The sequence below is a fragment of the Segatella copri genome (assembly GCF_026015295.1).
GTDB classification, from domain to species: domain Bacteria; phylum Bacteroidota; class Bacteroidia; order Bacteroidales; family Bacteroidaceae; genus Prevotella; species Prevotella copri_C.
Genome location: NZ_JAPDUW010000001.1, coordinates 2,802,630 through 2,821,929, shown reverse-complemented (window position 1 = coordinate 2,821,929; position 19,300 = coordinate 2,802,630). Strand labels below are relative to the sequence as shown.

The following is a 19,300-nucleotide window of genomic DNA, read 5'->3' as shown; positions in this document are numbered from 1 at the left end:
TTAACTAGTAGTGATTAGTGATAAATTGGGCTAACGCCCTTGAAACAGGATATTTGATATGAATCATATTATTAACGCATTCAAGAATCTGCCTCGAAGGGGCCAGCACAATTTCGTGAAGATCTTGTGTCTGGCGCTCGGATTGGCAATCAGTTCGGTAATTATTGCCGAGATTTATTTCGAGCAGACTTACGATACGTATTTCCCTAGTTGGGAGAGGACGTATATGATTTCGGAAGTGGGTACTAACCATGGCGAAACCATGGAGTTTACCAATACTTCAGGAGCCACTGCCCAAGGTGTAAAGCAATATGCGCCTATGGTGGAAGCTGCTACCAGTACTCACTATTTTTATGATGATGCCCAATGCAAGATGGAAGACCAGAACATCATTTCTGCCAATATCAGGATGGCAGACAGTTGTTTCTTTGATGTCTTTCCACAGAAGATATTGATAGGCAAGGCTAAACAGATTCTATCCCAACCCTTATCCTGTCTCATCGATTCAGAAACGGCAGCAAAGATTGGCGGTAATGTTGTAGGTAAGCATTTCACGCTTTCCAATTATCCGGGAACCACTTTTACCATCTATGGTGTTTTCGAAGCGTTTCCCTGGGGTTCTTCCTTTCATGGTACGCAGATGATTCTGTCGAGGTGTAGTGTGCCATACGTATATTCCTACGATGGCAGAGGCCAATGGGTGGGAAATGATTCCTATAGGTCCTACATCCGGTTAGCAAAGGGGCATGAGGCAAAAGAACTCAAGCCTTACGTGAATAAGATGCGAGAGGATCATTTCCCTTTGAAGGAGATGAAGAATATGGGAATAGAACTGAACTATGATTTCACGGTATTGAGCGATGTTTACACCCAAGATCCTTATGTCAAGAAGATGGGATGGATTATGGGAATTATCGCTTTTGTCCTCCTCTTCACTTCTGTGATGAACTATCTGCTTATCATCGTGGGAAATCTTGTGGGTCGTTCTCGCGAAATGGCTGTCCGTAAGTGTTATGGTGCCGAATCGAAGAACATTCATGCCATCATTTTCTCAGAGGCTTTGGTGCATGTGGGACTGGCGGTTGTTCTTGCGGCTGTTCTTGTGTTCCTTTGCAAGGGAACCATCGAAAACTTCCTTTCTGCTCCGGTAAGCACGTTGGTGCTTAATCGTGGCAGTTGGATATTGGTGGCTATCTGTATTCTGGTACTGCTGGTTGGCGGCTTGCTGCCAGGTTGGCTTTACAACAAGATTCCTGTAGCCATCGCTTTCCGTGGTTATAATGAGAATCGCAACCGATGGAAGCTTGGTTTGTTGGGTGTCCAGTTCGTTATTTCTGGTTTGCTGTTCAGTTTGCTTTACATCGTGAATGGTCAATACCAGCTGATGTTGGGGCTCAATCCTGGGTATGATTATGATCATGTGGCGATTGTTTCGATAGATGCCAGCAATAGAGACCAGCGCAACCAATGTCTGGCAGAAATCAGACGGATGCCGAATGTCAAGGATTGCAGTTCGACTTTTAATGTTCCGCTCGATGGGTATGATCGTAGTGGAAATATGGTTGGAGTACCTGGCGACGAGAAGAATACCTTTAATATCATGGAGATGTCGGGAGTGGACGACAATTTCTTCAAGATGCTGAATATTCCTATCGTTCAGGGTTCTTTCTTTACGGAAAGAAATGACAGTTGCCGACAGGTTATTATTGATGAACGAGGTGCTGAGAAACTCATCAAAACGTGGCATTGGAAGGATGGCGTAGTTGGCAAGCAAATTACCTGTACGGGACATGATAATAATATCTTTACCATTTGTGGCGTGTGCAAGAATATTCGCTGGGGTGCTGTGGAAACCGGGGGTGATGGTATGAATGAATTTCCAGATTTGTATTTCTATTCAGCCAAGACGGCTTACTATATGTTGGTTAAGTTTAATGAACTAAGGGATGAATCGTTGTCGGAGTTGCAATCGAAGGTGCAGGCGATGTATCCGAACAATAAGGTCATCGTGAAAAGTTATGCTTCAGAATTGGCTAACCAGTATGCTTCCCAGCTCAATTTCCGCAACGGAATTCTGGTAGCCGGCATCGTAACGATGATTATCGCCCTCTTCGGATTGGTGGGTTATACGAGTGATGAGGTAAACCGCCGCCGCAAGGAGATTGCAATAAGAAAGGTGAACGGAGCCAAGGTGAAGGATATTCTTCGCATCTTCCTGAAGGACATCATGAAGATTGCCTTGCCTTGCATCATCGTGGGCGACTTGGGGGCTTGGCTGATAGCCAGACAATGGCTCATGTCGTTTAGCGAGAAGATAACGATGACGCCTTTGCTGTTTATCGGCGTTACCATCATCTTGCTCGTCATCATCGGGCTTTCCGTCGTCATCAACTGCTACAAGGTGGCGAACAGTAATCCTGTGAAATATCTCAAGGATGAATAAAATTAAAAGTAAAAAGGTAAAAAAGTAAAAAGATAAGAAAATGCTTAAAATAGAGAATCTTTGCAAGTCATTCCGCACAGAAGATGTGGAGACGATTGCTTTAAATAACGTATCTTTCACAGTAGAAGACGGCGAGTTTGTCGCCATTATGGGACCATCAGGTTGTGGCAAATCCACTTTACTCAACATCCTCGGTTTGCTCGACAACCCAACTTCGGGAAAATATTTCCTGGGTAATCACGAGGTGGCAAACCTGAAGGAAAAGGAGCGTACGGATGTGAGAAAGGGAGAAATCGGTTTTGTGTTCCAGAGCTTCAACCTGATAGATGAATTGAATGTAGAGGAGAACATCGAGCTTCCTCTTACTTACCTCAACATTCCGAAGGCGGAGCGCAAGGCAAAGGTGCAGGCGATTATGAAGCGAATGGCCATCAGCCATCGTGCCAAGCACTTCCCTCACCAGCTATCAGGTGGTCAGCAGCAGCGAGTAGCCATCGCCCGTGCCGTGGTCTTCGGTCCGAAGCTCATCCTAGCCGATGAGCCTACGGGTAACCTCGATTCCAAGAATGGAGCCGAGGTGATGCATCTGCTTACCGAGCTGAACCACGAGGGCACCACCATCGTCATGGTAACGCATAATGAGCATGATGCCAAGATAGCCCATCGCACCATCCGCCTGTTTGATGGACAGATTGTGGAGGAGGGCAATCAGCTTTAGTGCTTCTGGCACTTCTGAGCGTATGACGCTATGCTTCATTAGAAGAGGAATGTCATAAATCGCTTGGTGTTGGCCTCTTTCTGCTTCAGCTCTTCTTCCATTCTTTGTATTGCCATCTTGAAGAAGAAGCGGATGAGGTGCTCGTCGGTTGCTTCCGTACGAATCATACGGAGGGCAGAAATGTATTCCTGTCGGGCTTCGGATGGGATGATAAGGAGAGGATGATTCAATCTTAAGAGAATGTAGTTGCTGACGAGTCGTCCTGTTCTTCCATTCCCATCACGGAAGGGATGAAGATATTCGTAGAAGCCATGGAAGCGGGCGGCAAGAATCATGGGATGAACGGCTGCTGAAACGATGGCTTTTTCGGTAGATTCCAACAGCTTGGGAACTCTGGCGATGAGTTCTTCGTGGTCGCCAAATACCGTATCGCCTGCTGCCATGTCTGTGGTGGTGTATTCGCCCGGAATAGCTTCTGGAGAACGATAGGAAAGCGTATGGCTGGTAACCCGCCTGTTGATTTCTTTCAGAAAATTCTCGTCGAGTGGATGCTGCGTGTTTTGCATCATGTACTCAAAGGCTTCGAAGTGGTCAAGCATTTCGAAAGCCTCGAAGAGAGTCTTTCCGGCAGGAATCATCCCCAGGCCTTTCTCCTTCAGTTCCCGGGTATCATCTACGGAGAATGAGTTGCCTTCAATGGCGCACGAATGGGTAGAGAAGAGTACTTCGTTATATTTGATGTACTCTTCTCTATCCATTTTATTGATGATAAGGGTTTGATATTTGCGTCTCAAATCCTCGTATTCCTTGATTTCCTTTTCGAATGCCATAATCTTCTGTATTTGTGGGGACAAAGATACGATTTTTATGGATAAGCACCAAACTTTTCTCTCAAAAAATGTGCTTGTGTTATGGAATGATGATGCGGAAGGTGGTGATTCCCTGTGCCTTGTCCTGATGGAGCGAGAGGCTGCCGCCGCTTACTCGCATGATTTGGCGGGAGAGGGAGAGACCGATTCCGCTTCCTTCCGGCTTCGTGGTGAAGAACGGGATGAAAATGTGGGAGGCTACATCTTCGGGGATGAGACCGGCGTTGTTGCTCACGTCGATGATGATGGATTCCTGGGCGTTGGCATAGGCTTTGAGACGGATAAATGCCTTCTTGCTTGCCGCGGATTGCAAATCTGCGGAGCGGCATTCCTGCTTGTCTTCTCTTTCCTTTCCCCTGAAAGCTTCTACGGCATTCTTCAGAAGATTTGTTACTACGTGAGAGAGGAGGCTCTCATCGGCGTAAACTAGCAAATCCTTGGGAGAAACTTCTATCTCTACTTCGTGGTTGCAGAGCAACGCCATTCTTTCCAGGAATGGTTCCACATAGAAAAGAGCAGGCTGAGGCTGGGGAACATGGGTGAAACGGCGATAGTTGTTGACGAAAGCCAACAGTTCGGTTCCTGTTTTGTGGATGGTTTCCAAGCCTTGCTTCAGGTCTTTATCCTCTGTAACCCGGGTAAGCAGAGTCTCGCTCAGCGAAGTAACCGGCGTGATGGTATTCATGATTTCATGGGTCAGCACACGAATCAGCTTGATCCAAGAATCCACCTCCTGATTGCTCAGTTCGTGGCTCACGTCGCTCAGGGCGATGATGCGCACGTGCTTGTCTTTCAGCATGGCTTGCGTCTCATGCTTTGCCAGGTGTTCATCCTTCAGTTTCTCTTTTACCTGGTTCATGTGGGTAAGCACATCCGTATCGAGCAACCGGAGGGCAGCCTGGTTATGCTGCAGGATGTTGTCGTGACTATCCACCACCAGGATGCCCGTATCCACAGCATTCAGAATCTGCTCGTAATATTTCTCCCGATCCATCTGCTCCTCTCTCGTATGCTGCAGGAAAAGCTTGATGCGGTTGAGGGATTGATGCAGAATCTTATCTTCCTTAAACCTCTTCTCCGTAGGAAAATTGAAGGAGAAATCCCCATTATCTATCGCATCAAAAAGGAAGGTTACCTTCTTGATGTTCCGGCGATAGTGGCGGTAGAGCCAGATGTTGACTGCTACTAGAACTACCAAAATCACCAATAAAACGATGATTGCTAACTGATTATTCATCTAGAAACTTTGAACTTTGAGATTTGAGCTTTGAACTTTATGATTACTAAAGCTATTGTCTTAACTCCTTTAACTCCTTCTACAACCCGTATCGCTTAATCTTATTATAAAGCGTTTGGCGGGAAATGCCCAGTCTTGCGGCTACCACCGACAGATTTCCTTCACATTCCCTGATGGTTTTCTCTATCATTCGGCTCTCCATCTCGTCGAGCGTCTGAACCTCTTCCAGGGGTTTCTCTCTTTTCTGCTGGTTTCCGCCGTCAATATCTTCGGCAGAAATCATTCCGCCATCAGACAGAATCACGGCTTTCTCGATGGCGTGCTGAAGTTCACGGATGTTGCCGTACCAAGGCAAACTGGTAAGTTTTTTCTCAGCTTCTTCCGAAAGACGGAGATTCACCTTATTATATAAATCGCCATATTGATGGAGGAATCTTTCTGCCAATGGAACGATGTCTGATTTTCTCTGTCTCAGGGCAGGCAATTCCAGATGGATGGTATTGATGCGATAGAGCAGATCCTCTCTGAATTCGCCATCGTTTACCATCTGCTGCAGGTTGCGGTTGGTGGCGCAAACCAGTCGTACGTTGATGGGAATCTGCTTACTTCCGCCCACTCTTACGATGCTTCTGCGTTGCAGGGCGGTAAGGAGTTTTGCCTGAAGACTGTAGGATAAGTTTCCTATCTCATCCAGGAAGATGGTACTGCCGTCGGCAAGCTCAAACTTGCCCGGTTTATCCACCTTGGCATCGGTAAAAGCACCCTTCACATGACCGAAGAGTTCGCTCTCGAAAAGGGTTTCCGTAATGGCTCCCATATCCACAGGCAGCATCTTTTTCCCACATCTTGTGGATAAACGGTGTATCTCGTTGGCTAATACCTCTTTACCCGTTCCGTTTTCGCCCGTAATGAGGATATTCGCATCGGTTACGGCAACCTTTTCCACAATACTTCTCAAATTGTTCATAACTTCGCTATCTCCCCAATACATAGCGCTTTGCGCATCTTTTCCACCAGGTTTTCCACCTTTCCTGTTGATAACGTTATCCACAGCCCTATTCTTATCCCTAGCCTCTACCAGCGTACGTATCATCTTCTCGTTTTCAAAAGGCTTCACGATGAAGTCGGCGGCACCTTCCTTGATGCCTGTTACGGCAAGTTGGATGTCGGCGTAGGCGGTAAAGAGCACCACTTCGGTTTTCGGGCTGAGGCTCTTGATTTCCCTGAGCCAGTACAATCCCTCGTTTCCCGAATTGATTCCGCTGGAGAAGTTCATGTCGAGCAGCACCACGTCGGGATGCTTCTCTCTCAGCTTGGCTGGGATGGAGTTAGGGTTGGCGATGGTGATGATGCCATCGAATATGGGTTCCAGCAGCATCCTTACCGTAGTAAGAATGTTGCGGTTGTCATCAACAATCAATATCGTTCCTTGTTTCTTAATCATGGTGCAAAGTTACGAAATATCATAGAAAAGTGGTAATGATTGTCTAATAATTAGACGAAAAAATGCCGATAATGGCGCCAAAAGTTGCTTTTCCGGCAGCTTTTGGCATCCTTATCGGCACTTGTTTATTCAAAATTCTGATTCCTGATGAGGAATTGCTTATCCTAAAAGGGGAATTACTTATTCTAAAAGAGGAGTTACAGCTCTATCGGAACCACTATCTTTATGCTGAAGTTGCGGCCCATATTGTAAACGCCTCTTCTGCCTGTAACCTGGTTTACGTCAAGATACTTCAGACGGCTCAGGTGGTTCTGGTAAGCACGGTTGGTAAGGTTCTCGCCCGAAAGATAGAGCGAGAGAAGGCGCTTGCCATGGAGCTTCACGTCGGTACCGGCATACATATTTAATAAGGTGTACGATGGCGTAGCGGTCTCCGTATCGTTGGCTGCGAAATAATGGTTCTGGCGGAGATTGCAATCCATCTGTAGCTTTACGAAAAGATGGTCGAAAGTCTTGCCGTCGCAGACAAACTCATACCTTACATCCGAAACCCAGCGAGGGGCTGGGGTGAATGGCAGATACTTTGATTCGGATGGCTGATGCAACTGAACCGAGTTGACATACGAGAAGGTGTTGCCGATATGCAGATGCTCCACAGGGTGGATGTCGATGCTTGCCTCACCACCCAGAATGCGGGCGTCGCCCGAAGTAAACTGATAGGCTGGCGTGTCGTCGATGAGGACAGGCTGATTGTTCTCATCTGCCAACTTCTCGCTATAGATGTAATGGTTGATGCGATTGGCAAACAGCGAGAGCTCTGCCGAAATGATAGGCGAAGAATAATCCAGACCAAGGTCGAATTGCCAGCTGTTTTCTGGCTTCAGACTGGTATTTCCCAATTCGTATCGCTGGGTTCCCTCGTGCACACCATTCGATGATAATTCGCTGATGTTTGGAGCACGGAATCCTCTTGCCAGGTTCAGCTTCAGATTGAAATCAGGCAGGATTTCATAAGCCAATCCGATGCTTCCGGTTACTCCTTCAAAGCTGCGCTTAAAGGCCTGGAAGCGGAAAGAATCATTCGATTCAGCATCATCCTCTTCTCTCAAAGCCTCGCTGTGCAGATGGCGATGATCGTATCTGATGCCGCCGCTCAGGTTCAGTTTGTCTATCTCTTTGCTCACCGTGGCAAACACGCCATAATCGAAGAGATGATAGGCTGGAATCAGAAACTCTGTTCCCTTGTTAATTGATTGTTGCCACATGCCGTTGACACCTGTTGAGAATTTCCAGTCATTCATTTCCGGCGAGAGATAATGTAGGTCGTAATTCATGGTATGGAGCATGAAATCGAGTCCGCATTCCTTCGGATTCTCTTCCTCCTCAAACTCCTGACGGCGGTTCTGCTGATAACCCAAGAGGAGTTTCAGATTGCCGTCGCCCAGGAACCAGGAATTGTCGAGCACCGCCTTGTAATGATGAATTTGCTGATAAGGCATCGGCTTGCCGTAACTCTTGGCATCGTAGCCTTCCGGAATTTCCAGTTCGCCCGTTTTCTCATCTCTTTCTCCCTCTACGATGCCTGGAGTGAGATGATAATAATCGAGTGTGAGATGCGAATGCCCCTGGCGGTAGTTCCAACCGAGAAGTTGCGAGAATGCCTGCTCTCTGAGTGATGAACCGAATACATAACCATCGTATTTATTCTTGTAGGCATGCGCCATCTTTCCGCTGTAGCGGGTATTCCAGACAAAGCCGCCCTGGTTGCCGGCAAAGTTGAGCGAATAATCAAAAAGTCCGTTGTTGGTTTGATAACCCGTTGAGAAATTTGCTCTCATGTCGCCCTTGGCAAGGGTAGGAGCGGAGTGGAAGATGAGGACGCCTGCCATCGCATCCGATCCATACATGAGACTTGCCGGACCTTTCAGAATCTCTACGGAATGAACCGAAGCGGGGTCGATTTCTATTCCGTGTTCATCGCCCCATTGCTGTCCTTCCTGTCTGATTCCATCGTTTACCACTACCACGCGGTTATAGCCCAGACCACGGATCACGGGCTTTGAAATTCCGCTTCCCGTGGTAATCTGCGAAACGCCTGGCTGGTGGGCGATGGCGTCGATGATGTTGGTAGAAGGTTGCATTTCGAGCTGGCGGGCAGAAACGAAGGAAATGGGTGCGGGCGACTGCTTGAGTTTCTGGCTGCCAGTCAATCCCGTAACCACCACATCGTTCAGTTTCACGCTCGATTCCGTCAGCGGCTGGTGTTTGGTAGAATCGTTTGCCTCTTCTTCATGAATGTTTGCGTCCTTCTTATCATAATTTGCTCTGTTTATAGCCATAGCAGGGGCTGTTGCCGATGAGCACAGACTCATCAGCAATATTGCTTTCAATATTGTTCTCATTATGTTATTTGTTACCTTATTCTGTTAATATTCAGTTATTTATAAAAACAGAGAATAAGGTGGGGCACGGGTAGATTTTACCCCCTTCGCCCTGCACAAGCAAGGAGAGCAGAAGGCACGGCGAGGGGAGAGATGGAGCACGGCGATGGCAACCCAAACCATGAGGGATGGAGCCAGATAAGGAGTGCTTTGCAATTGGCAAAGCACACAGTCGTGCATGGTATTCTGCAGGGCTATCAGATGCCCGTCGTGATGAACATGATGGGCACAATCGGCACAATAGAAATCGGCATGAGTTCCCTGCGCTTCACCATGATGGTGAAACGTAACGGCCAGCAGCATCGGCAGGTAAACCAATAGCAGCAGCCAGGAACATCTGATTCTCTTATGCGTTATCCTCTGCATTTATCTACAGTCGATGATGATATTTCTAATAATTTGCTTGTCTATACAGAAATATTTTAAAGTATACTTTGCAAAAATACGAAAATATTTCTAACTATACTTCGAAATAATCCAGGAAAACGGCTTGTTTAAGGAAAATTAATGTTTTTCCTATGATTTTCTGTTACTAAGGTGAAAAGCAAATGGATTGAGCTTGCCTTCTAGAGAAAAGGGGATTTCCCTGGGGGCTGCGTTCCTATTAGCTTGCTCCGGTTGGCTGCGTTCCGGTTGTTCCAGTTGTTCCAATTAATTTTGAGTGGGTTTATATCTTTTGCTTGTCCTTTTTCTTTGCTTCTTTATATTATATAACTTATTAATTATTAATTAATTATATATATAATATATATAAAAATAGGGGTAGGTGGGATATGCTGAAAAATTAATTGGAACAACTGGAATAACTGGGACGGGAACGCTTTCTTTTCTTCTAGAAGGCTTATTATCAGATAGTTAATGCAAAATATAGCGTTCCAATTGATTTGAAAAATCTCAGTCTCAGTTGTCTCAGTAAAAAAATAAGGGGGTATCATTTTCCCATTTTTCTCTTTCTTTCCTTTTTGCTGTTTTTGTAACTTGTTGATTATTAATTAATTATATATAAATATATAATATATATATAAGAATAAAAGAAAAAGAGGGGGTACTTGAAAAATAACTGAGACAACTGAGACTGAGATTTTTGAAGCCTTTAGCAGAATTAAGGAACAATTCTAACTCTCTAAAAGGCAGATGCTTATAAGATTGCCGCCTGCCCGTCTCTGTTTATGTTTTTCTTCTCGTAATCAGAAAAAAGAAAATATTTCTTCCAAAAAAGGGGCGTTTTTCGGGATTTTATTCGTATTTTTGCCCTGTCGTTTGATACGATTTCAACAACAAACAATTCAAAACCTAAAAAAATAGTTGGATTATGAACATATTTAAAAAGCTATTTGGTGGCCAAAAGACTACTGAGGAAGTGAAACAGGAGAAGGAAAAGGGCTTCGACAAGGTGAAATACGATGGTGTTCGTGCTCTCCGCATGCACCAATTTGACCTTGCAGCCAAGTTTCTGGAACACGCTCTGCAGCTGAATGCCGAAGATTTGGAATGCCGCGACTATCTCTCGCAGGCTTACATCTCTATGGGTGATCTGCAGAAAGCCTATGAGCAGTTGCAGATTCTCTCGGAAGCCCAGACCGACAACGTGGCGGTGTTGCTGCGTATGGCGGATGTGGCGTATATGATGGAGAACTATACTGCCATGTTGGAGGTATGCGACAAGGCTCTGCAGCTGGATGCTGAGAATGTTGAGACGTATTTCTTCTATGCCAGAGCCTGCAGAGGGCTGGGTGATGCACCCCGTGCCGTGGCGATGCTGACAGAGGCGATAGGCAAGCGTGAGGATTTCTATGCCGCCCGATTGCTTCGTGGCAGCATCCTGTTGGATCAGGCTCAGCTTTCCGAGGCAGAACTCGATGCAACTTTCCTCTATGAGCATATTCCGGGCAACGAGGATGTGCTGTTACTGAAGGCTCGTGTAGAGAAGGCGCAGGGAAAGATGGAGGAGGCTGAACAGACCTACGGTAAGGTGATGGAGGTAAATCCTTTCTCTATTGATGCGTATCGCGAGCGCAGCGAGGTTCGCAGAAGTCTGGGTGATAGTGCCGGTGCTGCCGAGGATGAGGCTGCTGCCAAGGAAATGGGTGCCGAAATTCCGGAACCATCAGAGGGAATAGAGCAGAAAATCAAGGAAAAAATGCAGCAGATGGACCCCTATAAGGTTTTCTATAACGAATACTGAATAATAGAATTTCATCTTTCTAACTGGAAAAAAAAATTTTCCCAGTTAGAAAGATTATTTTTTATAACTACAAGTCGTCGCTCTATCTGATACCATTATCTCTATCGCTATTGTTCAGCTTACGGCTGCCTGTATGGTATTTGCGGCCATGGCTGAAGTTGAAGCTGGCAGTAAAGACAAGCATGTTGCCCTGGTCAGCAAGGCGTACCTTGTTCTTCTGCTGCACATACTTGTTGAAAAGTTCATCCTTATACACGCAGCCATGAGGATAGAATACGAATAATCCGAGAACGCCAAACTGCCAGTTCTTATAACTGTAGGTTACGGCAAAATTGGAGGTTGGCTCTCCGCCGTTTGTCTTTTCTCCCCAAAAACTCTTTTCCACCTTATAGGCACCATAGCCAATGTTCCAATTGCCCTTCATGTACCGAATTTCTGCTCCATAACTGAAGTAATTGAACTCGTGGGAATAATCCAAACCCTTTGTCTTGACATTCTGATACTCGCACATAAGGTTCAAATCCAGATGATCCTTGATGAGGTGAACTTCAGGAGTCAACAGCAGGTGCTTGTAATCATGACTCTTCTGATTCTCCGGTTTGCTCACAAAGAGATAAGAGCCATCCTCCCGCTTTTCGGGCAAGATAGAAGTAGCTATAGGCTTGTCGTAATACGTCCAGTTTCCCTCCAGGTACACAGACATCAGCGGAATGTTCCAGGAAGCCGACAAGGTATTGTTGTAGCCGGTAAATGGCTTCAGACCGCTATTGCCGTCACGCGCCTCAAAGCTGTTGGAATATTGGCGCAACTCGCTCAAGTCGGAAAGGCTTGGGATGTCTGACGTGATTTTGCTGCTCCATTTAAAACTCAGACGGTCGCTAGCCTTTGCCTGTAAAGTTACCTGTGGTCGAAACAGCCATTTGCTGTATCCGTTCTCCCCCTGATGGATGGAAGACCTGGTTGCACCAACTCCCACCTGATAACTGAACCACTTCTGCTGTCCCTGTAGCTGGGTGAAAAGATAGAGATTGCTGTACTTCAATTCCGTATCAGCATTACTGCTTCCCACATAGATGTTATCTGTGTGGCTGATATTATATTGCCCACCTACCGATAAAGCCATCTGTTTCCAGTTCTTGCTGTATGTTCCTTCACCAATAAGAGAGCGCTTTCTACCAGTTGCATCATAACTGTAATCGGTCAGCGGAGCGTTCTTTACAGATTCATCCGGCGATTTGTTGAACGTATATTCCCTCATACGATATTGGTAATCTGTTCCGATGTAAGTACCCACCAGGTTCAGAGCCAGGTTCTGGTCATGGGGCATGTTGAGCGAATAATAAATGTCCAGAGATGGAATCTGCTCCAGCATTTTTCTGTTGTTCAGCAGATACTGGTCCGCCTTGCCGCTTTCCTGATAAAGCTGGTTCATGCCTCTCACAGGACTGTTGTGATTGTAGAAATTCAACCGTACATTCAATGTATATTTGTCTGGCTCACTAAGATTATAACCCAACTGTACATTATTGGTGGTGTATAGGAACGGAGAATCATAACCTAAATAATTGCGATGTAGAGTTTCTCCTGTGGGCAGATGATAAGTACCGAGACTCTCATAGCTTCGTTCCTCTACCGAGCGATAGGAGAAACTGTAGTTGATGCTGAATTCCGATTTCTTCACATTGTATTTGAAATAACCGTCGCTATTATTGAAACCTGCCTTGGTGCCTTGCATCGTAGAAACTCCACCCACATAACCGGCATAACGTCGGCGGACCTGGTAGTTGATGACTGCATCCAGATTGCTGTCTCCATATTTGAGTCCTGGAACATTGATGAATTCCACCTTTGTAACTTCATCCGGCTGCAAAGCCAATACATCTTGCATGCTAGCCTTGACATCGTTGATGCGTATTTGCACATCTCCGCCCTTTAATGACAGAACTTTGCGTTCTGCTCGATTTACGATAATGGTAGGCAAAGACAAGTTGTCCAACAGATCATAACCATTGGAAGCCGTTTTCACCTGCTCTTTTGTAGGGAAGATGATTTGTCTATCTACTTTTTCTACAACCCTTGCGGCTTCAACGGTCACCCCTTTCAACAGGTATGAATTCGCCTGCATCTTCACATTTCCGATACGGGCAATAGGTACCAGCTTGCAAATCGTCTTGTAGCCTACGAACGAAACCTTCATGAGGACCTGCTTCTGCTGGCAGGGGATGACGAAATCGCCATTGGCGTTGCTCACGCCTCCACAGAGAAAGGAGGAATCCTTCGGGTTGAGCAGCTGGATATTGGCGAATTCTACAGGAAGATTGTGATTGTCTATCAGTCTGCCTATCAGCTTGCGCTCGCTCTTGCGTATGCATTCTACCGTGATGAGGCTGTCACCTACGGTCATCTGCATCGGATAGAAGCCGATTACCTTGCGGATGGCATCGGGAATATTGGCTGTCTTCACGTTCTGGGTAACTGTGAAATCCTCCAGTTCGTTGTAGATGAAGCTGATTTTATAGCGCTTGGAAGCCTTGTCGAGGTCGATGAGAACGTCTGACATGCTGCGGTTGTGATAGTTGCGCTGGATGTGCTGTGCGCTCATCGCCAGGGCGAAAGTGCACAGCAGGAATATGATGGCTGAAAATCTTCTCATAATGATACTTTTTAACTTTGAGCTTTGAACTTTATGATTACTTTGAGAGTCGATAATATTATGCTTACTTTTGATAAGCTTGTTATTTTACAATCAGCTCGTTTTGTTGCAATTCGATGTTTACATTCTCGAATTGGTTCAGTTCTTTTACGATGTTCTCGATGTTCGAATGACTGTTCCATTCGTAATAGAGGCGGAGGGTCTTGTCCTCGTTATTCTCAAACTTCACTTGTAAATCATAATAAGAAGCAATTTCAGAAAGCATCTTCTCGAAAGCCACATTCTCGAAAGTCTTGTGAATGGCTGGCTTTTCTGGTTTCGGATGAGTCAGGGAATCCTTTCCTGCTACCTGCTTTGCGGAATCTGATTTTATGACTTCCGGATGAGTATCAGCCGTTACCTGGGTAGGTTCCTGACTGCGCTTGATGTAAGTATGGATTGCGGCAAAGGCAATACCCGAAATCAAGACAAAGCCGGCGATGGATGCTGCCAGTTTACGCCAGGAAGTTATAGGATGGGATGCTTTTTCCTGAAGTTGATGTTCCTGGCTGAATTTCTCCCATTCCTCATCTACATTAATAATAGGAGAGGGGCTTTCAAGTGCAGAATCCACTTCCACCATCGTCTGATAGAGTTTTCGGCATTCCTCATCCTGCAATATTTCACGAATCTCCTCATCAGAATACTTCTCCTGATGGTCGATGATATCCAGTATTTTTTCAAACTTGTCCATAATAAATCTGCTAAGGGTTAAACTTTTGCTTTAATTTTCTGATGCCTTGCGCCAGATGCTTATAAACTGCCACTTCGCTGATGCCCAATTCCGTAGCAATCTCCCGATATTTCAGTTTCTGCCGAAAACGGAGATTGAGTACCTTGCGGGTTTGTGGCGTGAGTTCAGTATCCATATAAGCCTGAATTGCCTCGTACTTTTCGGTCTCCTTGTCTATTTCGGCAATCGTCGCTTCCAGGGGAGCTATCGAAGGCGAAGTATCGGCTTTCAGAAGATGATGAACCCGGTCTTTCATCTTCTGTCGGCTCAACAGGTTGAGGCATTTATGGCGCACACACACCAGAAGATAGCTCCCGGCGTTAGTGGAAGGCAGGGGCGAATCGCTGGCTATTGTCTCGTTATCAAGACCCAGTTGGGTCTTTCCGTCGAGCACATCGGCAAAGACTTCGCTCACCACATCCTTGCTGGCTGCATCGTCCTTCAGAAGTACCCTGGCCAATTGGTACATCCTCAGATAATGCTGCCGGAAGAGCTGTTCTATCGTTTCTTTGTTTATTTGCATTACTTTATTTTCTTTTGCCTATATTACAATCGAATTTTCATTTTCCTAACCCTTAGCAGAATATTTTTTTATGCAAATTTTTAAAACGTCAAAAATACCCTATCGGACTTGCTCCTTCTTCAGATGCTTATAAAGCCACAGGAAGGCGGGAATGAGGAAGAGATCTGCCATGACCCACGCTACAGGGTCGCCGAAGCAGACTCCCGTCCACGCCAGGGCTGGCACCAGCCAGAGACTCACACCGCATCTCGCTATCATTTCCATTACGCCACTCAGCATCGAGAGATTGCTGTAACCCAAGCCCTGGATGCTGTAGCGCAGGATGGTGAGCAAGCCCAGACAAGGATAGAAATAGTTGGCGATGCGCATAAACTGGGCAGCATAAGTTACCACCTCAGCCTCGCCCTTATCCACGAAGAGCATCATCATCTCGTTGGCAAACGGATAGATGAGCAGGAAGGTGAAAACGAAATAAACCAGCATCATCCTGATGGAAGCCCTTACGCCTTGACCGATTCTATCCAACTTCCGGGCTCCCAGGTTCTGACCGCAATAGGTAGCCATCGCCACGCCGATGTTCTCAAAAACGCAGGTAAAGAGATATTTGATGCGCATAGAGGCAGTAAATGCAGCCACATAAACCGTTCCCAGAGCGTTGTTGGCACTCTGGAGCATGATGAGACCAATGGCGGTAATCGAGAACTGCAATCCCATCGGAACGCCGTTGTTCAGCAGAATGCTTATCTTCTTATTATCGAAATTCCTTTCTTCTCCCTTCGGAATCAGAATCTGCATTTTCTTCTTGATAAACCAGATACAGAGCAGCACGGAGATTCCCTGTGAAAGCCAAGTGGCAATACCTGCTCCCTCTATACCTAACCCCATACCGAGAATCAGAATGCCATCTAGAATAATGTTGATAACGGAAGCTGTGATGAGGAAATAGAAAGGCTGTTTCGAGTTGCCCAGAGCACGGATCTGACCGGAGAGCAGATTGTAGGCGATAGTGAAAGGAATCGCCGCAAACTGCAGCATCAGGAAGATGTAGGCGTCATCGAACACCTCCTTCGGCGTATTCACCAGGTGCAGAATCTTTCCGCAGAAGATGCAGGAAAGAAAGGTGATGACCACGGCAAACACCACGGCGATGCGGATGCTGTTGCTTACATAAGCCCGCATCTTGGCATAATCCCTGGCACCGAAAGCCTGGGCGACAGGGATGGCAAAACCGGCACAGGAGCCGTTGCAGAAACCCATGATGAGAAACATGATGGAGCTGGATGCGCCTACTGCCGCAAGTGCCCCCACGCCAATCCATCTTCCCACGATGGCGGCATCGATAATGAGATACATCTGTTGAAGGATGTAGCCTAGAATCAGCGGAATCGCAAATTTGATGATGGCTCGCAAAGGCGAGCCTACTGTCATGTCATTAGTAGACTTTGAACTTTGAGTTTTGACCATTGAATTTTATGATTAGTTTTTGTTATCCTAAAAATATAAGGAGGATGCACTCTTTATTTGAGTGCATCTCCAATCTTCTGTTTGATTTGTGCCATTTTGTTGCGGCGTTCGATGGAGAAGGTATCTCCGTGGGTTTCCACATAATCGAAGAGCATGAACGCCTTGTTCAGGAGTTCGTCTCTTGTGGGCTGTCCCACCATATCTGCCTCGTGATAATAGAGCTCGGCAAGCATGTCCATCTTGGAGAGTCGCTTCTCCTCGTCCTCTATTCCTGCCATCGCCTTCATCACGTCCTCAATGGTGGCGATGCTGTAGAAGGCGTAAGGACCTACGTATTGATTGTAGAGCTCCTTAATCTTCTCACGTCTCACCTCCACCTCTTTCTTTTCGAGCATTCTTTCGAGTGCCGCCATAAACTCGCGAATCAACCGCTGTATGTAGTCTCGTTGTAGCATAAAATAGTCTTTATTTTATTCGTTGTTGTTGATAGCTTCCACATACTCCCACAGTTTCTTGTAGAAAGGATGTTTCGTCATTGTGTCCTTGTTGCCCAGGATGATGAGCTTCATTCTGGCTCTCGTCATCGCCACGTTCATGCGACGGAGGTCTTTCAGGAATCCAATCTGGCCCTCGTCGTTGGAACGTACCAGGGAGATGAGGATCACGTCTCTTTCCTGCCCCTGGAAACCATCTACCGTGTTTACGCTGATCAGACGGCGGTAAGGCTTGAAGAATTCATACTTCTTGATGAGTTTCTTGAGATATTGTACCTGGGCACGATAAGGCGAAATGATGCCTACATCGATTCTTTCCTCCAAAACGCGCCGTTTGCTTATCTTGGTGAAGTATTCCGCCAGGGTCAGCAGGGTTAGCTCGGCTTCTGCCTTGTTGATGCGCCCGAAACTCTCGCCCACAAACTGCTCCTTGAAGTTCAAATCAGAATTCTGATTGGCTGCAGATACAGAAGATGATGTGGAAGCAGAATCCTCGGGAGCATCTTCTCCTTCTATCGTTATCTGATTCTCCTCGTTTGATGTATCAATCCACGTTATCGGATGGTCGTAATCCAATACGCTCCGGTATTTGATTTGAGGCGCACTCTCCACCTTGCCCCCGTAGAACCAGTCGCTGGAGAATCGCATGATTTCGTCGTTCATGCGGTATTGGATTTTCAGCAGGGTTACCACCTCCGGCTTGTTTTCGGCGATGCGCTCCATCAGGGTCTTGCCCAGTCCGGCTCTTAATGCCGCAATACTCTTTACGGTAGGCGGCAGCTGACAATGGTCGCCCGCCAGAATCACCCGGCTGGCTCTCTTCATCGGAATCCAGCAGGCAGCTTCCAAAGCCTGCGCAGCCTCGTCGATAAAGAGGGTACCGAACTTCATGCCTTCCAGCAGATGATGGGCTGAGCCTACGAGGGTACAGGCGATGACACGCGCCTCGCCAAAGAGTTCTGCGTTGATGCGGAGTTCTATTTCAGCAGCACGGCTCTTCAGCCTGTCCATCTTCTGATGATAGTTTTCGCTACCCTTCTTTCTGTTCTTTCTTAATTCCCTGATTGCCTTGCGGATTGCCCAAAGCTGAGGGTAATCAGCATGGCTCTCAAAGCGGCGCTCGTAGGTGAAGCCCAGCATCTTGTCGTTCACGCGGGTCGGGTTTCCGATACGGAGCACGTTGATGCCTCTATCCACCAGTTTTTCTGAAATCCAGTCTACCGCCATATTGCTCTGTGCACACACCAGAACCTGGCTCTCACGCATCAGGGTTTCGTTGATGGCTTCCACCAGGGTTGTAGTCTTTCCGGTTCCCGGAGGTCCGTGAACGATGGCCACATCCTTCGCCCAAAGCACCTCGTTCACAGCCCTTTCCTGGGTAGGATTGAGCCAAGGGAACTTCATCGGTTCGAAGGAGAATCTTCCTGCCTTCTGATGGGAATAGAATAAATCGCGGAGATAAGCCAGACGGTTGTTCTTCGCCTTCATCACGCGGTCCAAGGCCTCGAACATCAGTTTGTAGCTGGTTTCGTCAAAGGATAGCTGTACGCCGATAGGATCGGTTGACTGCTGAAGTTCGAGCAGAGGGGCAGAATCGGGTACGGTAACCACCATTCTGTCGCCATCCACATAACTCACGGTTCCGGTGAAGGAGAAATATTTTATACTTTGACCTTTGAGATTTGAATTTTGAACTTTATGATTAGCGTCTGAAGCGTTTTCTGGCTGCTGAAGGGCTGTGTTGCCCTGGTTCTCATTCTTGCCCATCTTCTTGACCATAAAGAACATGACGGGGCGACCGAACTCAAAATTGTGCTCGATATCCTGGTCAGAGGTTCGGAAAACCTCTATGGCTGTCTGGTTCAGCGAATTATAAAAGCTCTTTCCCACCTGTAGCGGGAACCAGGCATCACCTCGTTTCACCTTCCGCTGCATGCCCATCTGTTCGGTAAGCTTGCGGAAGGCTTCTTTCTCGGTATAATACTCCAGCTGGAGCAGGGTGCGTTGCTGCAATAATGCCTGAATTGGTGAAATCTGTTCCATAATTGGATGCAAAG

At 46.6% G+C, this 19,300-nt stretch carries 14 protein-coding genes; 3 read left to right on the top strand and 11 right to left on the bottom strand.

The window, feature by feature from the left end:
- Positions 1-58: 58 nt before the first annotated feature.
- Entirely contained in the window at positions 59-2,443 is a 2,385-nt protein-coding gene (locus tag ONT18_RS11875; RefSeq protein WP_264905777.1) for an ABC transporter permease, read from the top strand.
- A 40-nt stretch (positions 2,444-2,483) separates the two neighbouring features.
- Positions 2,484-3,161 (top strand): ABC transporter ATP-binding protein, encoded by a 678-nt coding sequence (locus tag ONT18_RS11870; protein WP_118117608.1) that lies wholly within the window; start codon positions 2,484-2,486, stop codon positions 3,159-3,161.
- Between the two features lie 38 nt (positions 3,162-3,199).
- Here ONT18_RS11870 and ONT18_RS11865 read toward each other — a convergent pair whose 3' ends face one another.
- The 5 genes from ONT18_RS11865 to ONT18_RS11845 all read right to left on the bottom strand — a co-directional run bounded on the left by ONT18_RS11865 (position 3,200) and on the right by ONT18_RS11845 (position 9,518).
- Positions 3,200-3,991, bottom strand: coding sequence for a Fic family protein (locus tag ONT18_RS11865; RefSeq protein WP_118152689.1), 792 nt, complete (start codon positions 3,989-3,991; stop codon positions 3,200-3,202).
- Between the two features lie 79 nt (positions 3,992-4,070).
- Entirely contained in the window at positions 4,071-5,267 is a 1,197-nt protein-coding gene (locus ONT18_RS11860; RefSeq protein ID WP_264905776.1) for a sensor histidine kinase, read from the bottom strand.
- A gap of 79 nt (positions 5,268-5,346) precedes the next feature.
- Positions 5,347-6,711, bottom strand: a complete 1,365-nt coding sequence (locus ONT18_RS11855) for a sigma-54-dependent transcriptional regulator (protein ID WP_264905775.1) — start codon at positions 6,709-6,711, stop codon at positions 5,347-5,349.
- A 197-nt stretch (positions 6,712-6,908) separates the two neighbouring features.
- Positions 6,909-9,113 (bottom strand): TonB-dependent receptor, encoded by a 2,205-nt coding sequence (locus ONT18_RS11850; RefSeq protein WP_264905774.1) that lies wholly within the window; start codon positions 9,111-9,113, stop codon positions 6,909-6,911.
- Positions 9,114-9,152: 39 nt separating this feature from the next.
- On the bottom strand, positions 9,153-9,518 hold the full coding sequence (locus ONT18_RS11845; RefSeq protein ID WP_264905773.1) for a hypothetical protein: 366 nt from the start codon (positions 9,516-9,518) through the stop codon (positions 9,153-9,155).
- A 946-nt stretch (positions 9,519-10,464) separates the two neighbouring features.
- Between ONT18_RS11845 and ONT18_RS11840 the strand changes: the two genes are divergently transcribed.
- A complete protein-coding gene (locus ONT18_RS11840) occupies positions 10,465-11,337 on the top strand; it encodes a tetratricopeptide repeat protein (RefSeq protein ID WP_264905771.1) in 873 nt (290 codons plus the stop codon).
- Positions 11,338-11,419: 82 nt separating this feature from the next.
- Here the strand turns inward: ONT18_RS11840 and ONT18_RS11835 are convergent, their stop codons facing one another.
- The 6 genes from ONT18_RS11835 to ONT18_RS11810 all read right to left on the bottom strand — a co-directional run bounded on the left by ONT18_RS11835 (position 11,420) and on the right by ONT18_RS11810 (position 19,286).
- Complete coding sequence (locus tag ONT18_RS11835) at positions 11,420-13,990, bottom strand: TonB-dependent receptor (RefSeq protein ID WP_264905770.1); 2,571 nt, start codon at positions 13,988-13,990, stop codon at positions 11,420-11,422.
- An 82-nt stretch (positions 13,991-14,072) separates the two neighbouring features.
- Positions 14,073-14,723, bottom strand: coding sequence for a DUF4974 domain-containing protein (locus ONT18_RS11830; RefSeq protein WP_264905768.1), 651 nt, complete (start codon positions 14,721-14,723; stop codon positions 14,073-14,075).
- A 10-nt stretch (positions 14,724-14,733) separates the two neighbouring features.
- Positions 14,734-15,285: a sigma-70 family RNA polymerase sigma factor gene (locus ONT18_RS11825; RefSeq protein WP_264905766.1), complete on the bottom strand. Its 552-nt coding sequence runs from the start codon at positions 15,283-15,285 to the stop codon at positions 14,734-14,736.
- A 99-nt stretch (positions 15,286-15,384) separates the two neighbouring features.
- Positions 15,385-16,749, bottom strand: a complete 1,365-nt coding sequence (locus ONT18_RS11820; RefSeq protein WP_264905764.1) for an MATE family efflux transporter — start codon at positions 16,747-16,749, stop codon at positions 15,385-15,387.
- Between the two features lie 53 nt (positions 16,750-16,802).
- Positions 16,803-17,204 carry a hypothetical protein gene (locus ONT18_RS11815; protein WP_022121599.1) on the bottom strand — a complete coding sequence of 134 codons (402 nt, stop codon included), beginning with the start codon at positions 17,202-17,204 and terminating at the stop codon, positions 16,803-16,805.
- Positions 17,205-17,219: 15 nt separating this feature from the next.
- On the bottom strand, positions 17,220-19,286 hold the full coding sequence (locus ONT18_RS11810) for an AAA domain-containing protein (RefSeq protein ID WP_264905761.1): 2,067 nt from the start codon (positions 19,284-19,286) through the stop codon (positions 17,220-17,222).
- Positions 19,287-19,300 lie beyond the last annotated feature (14 nt).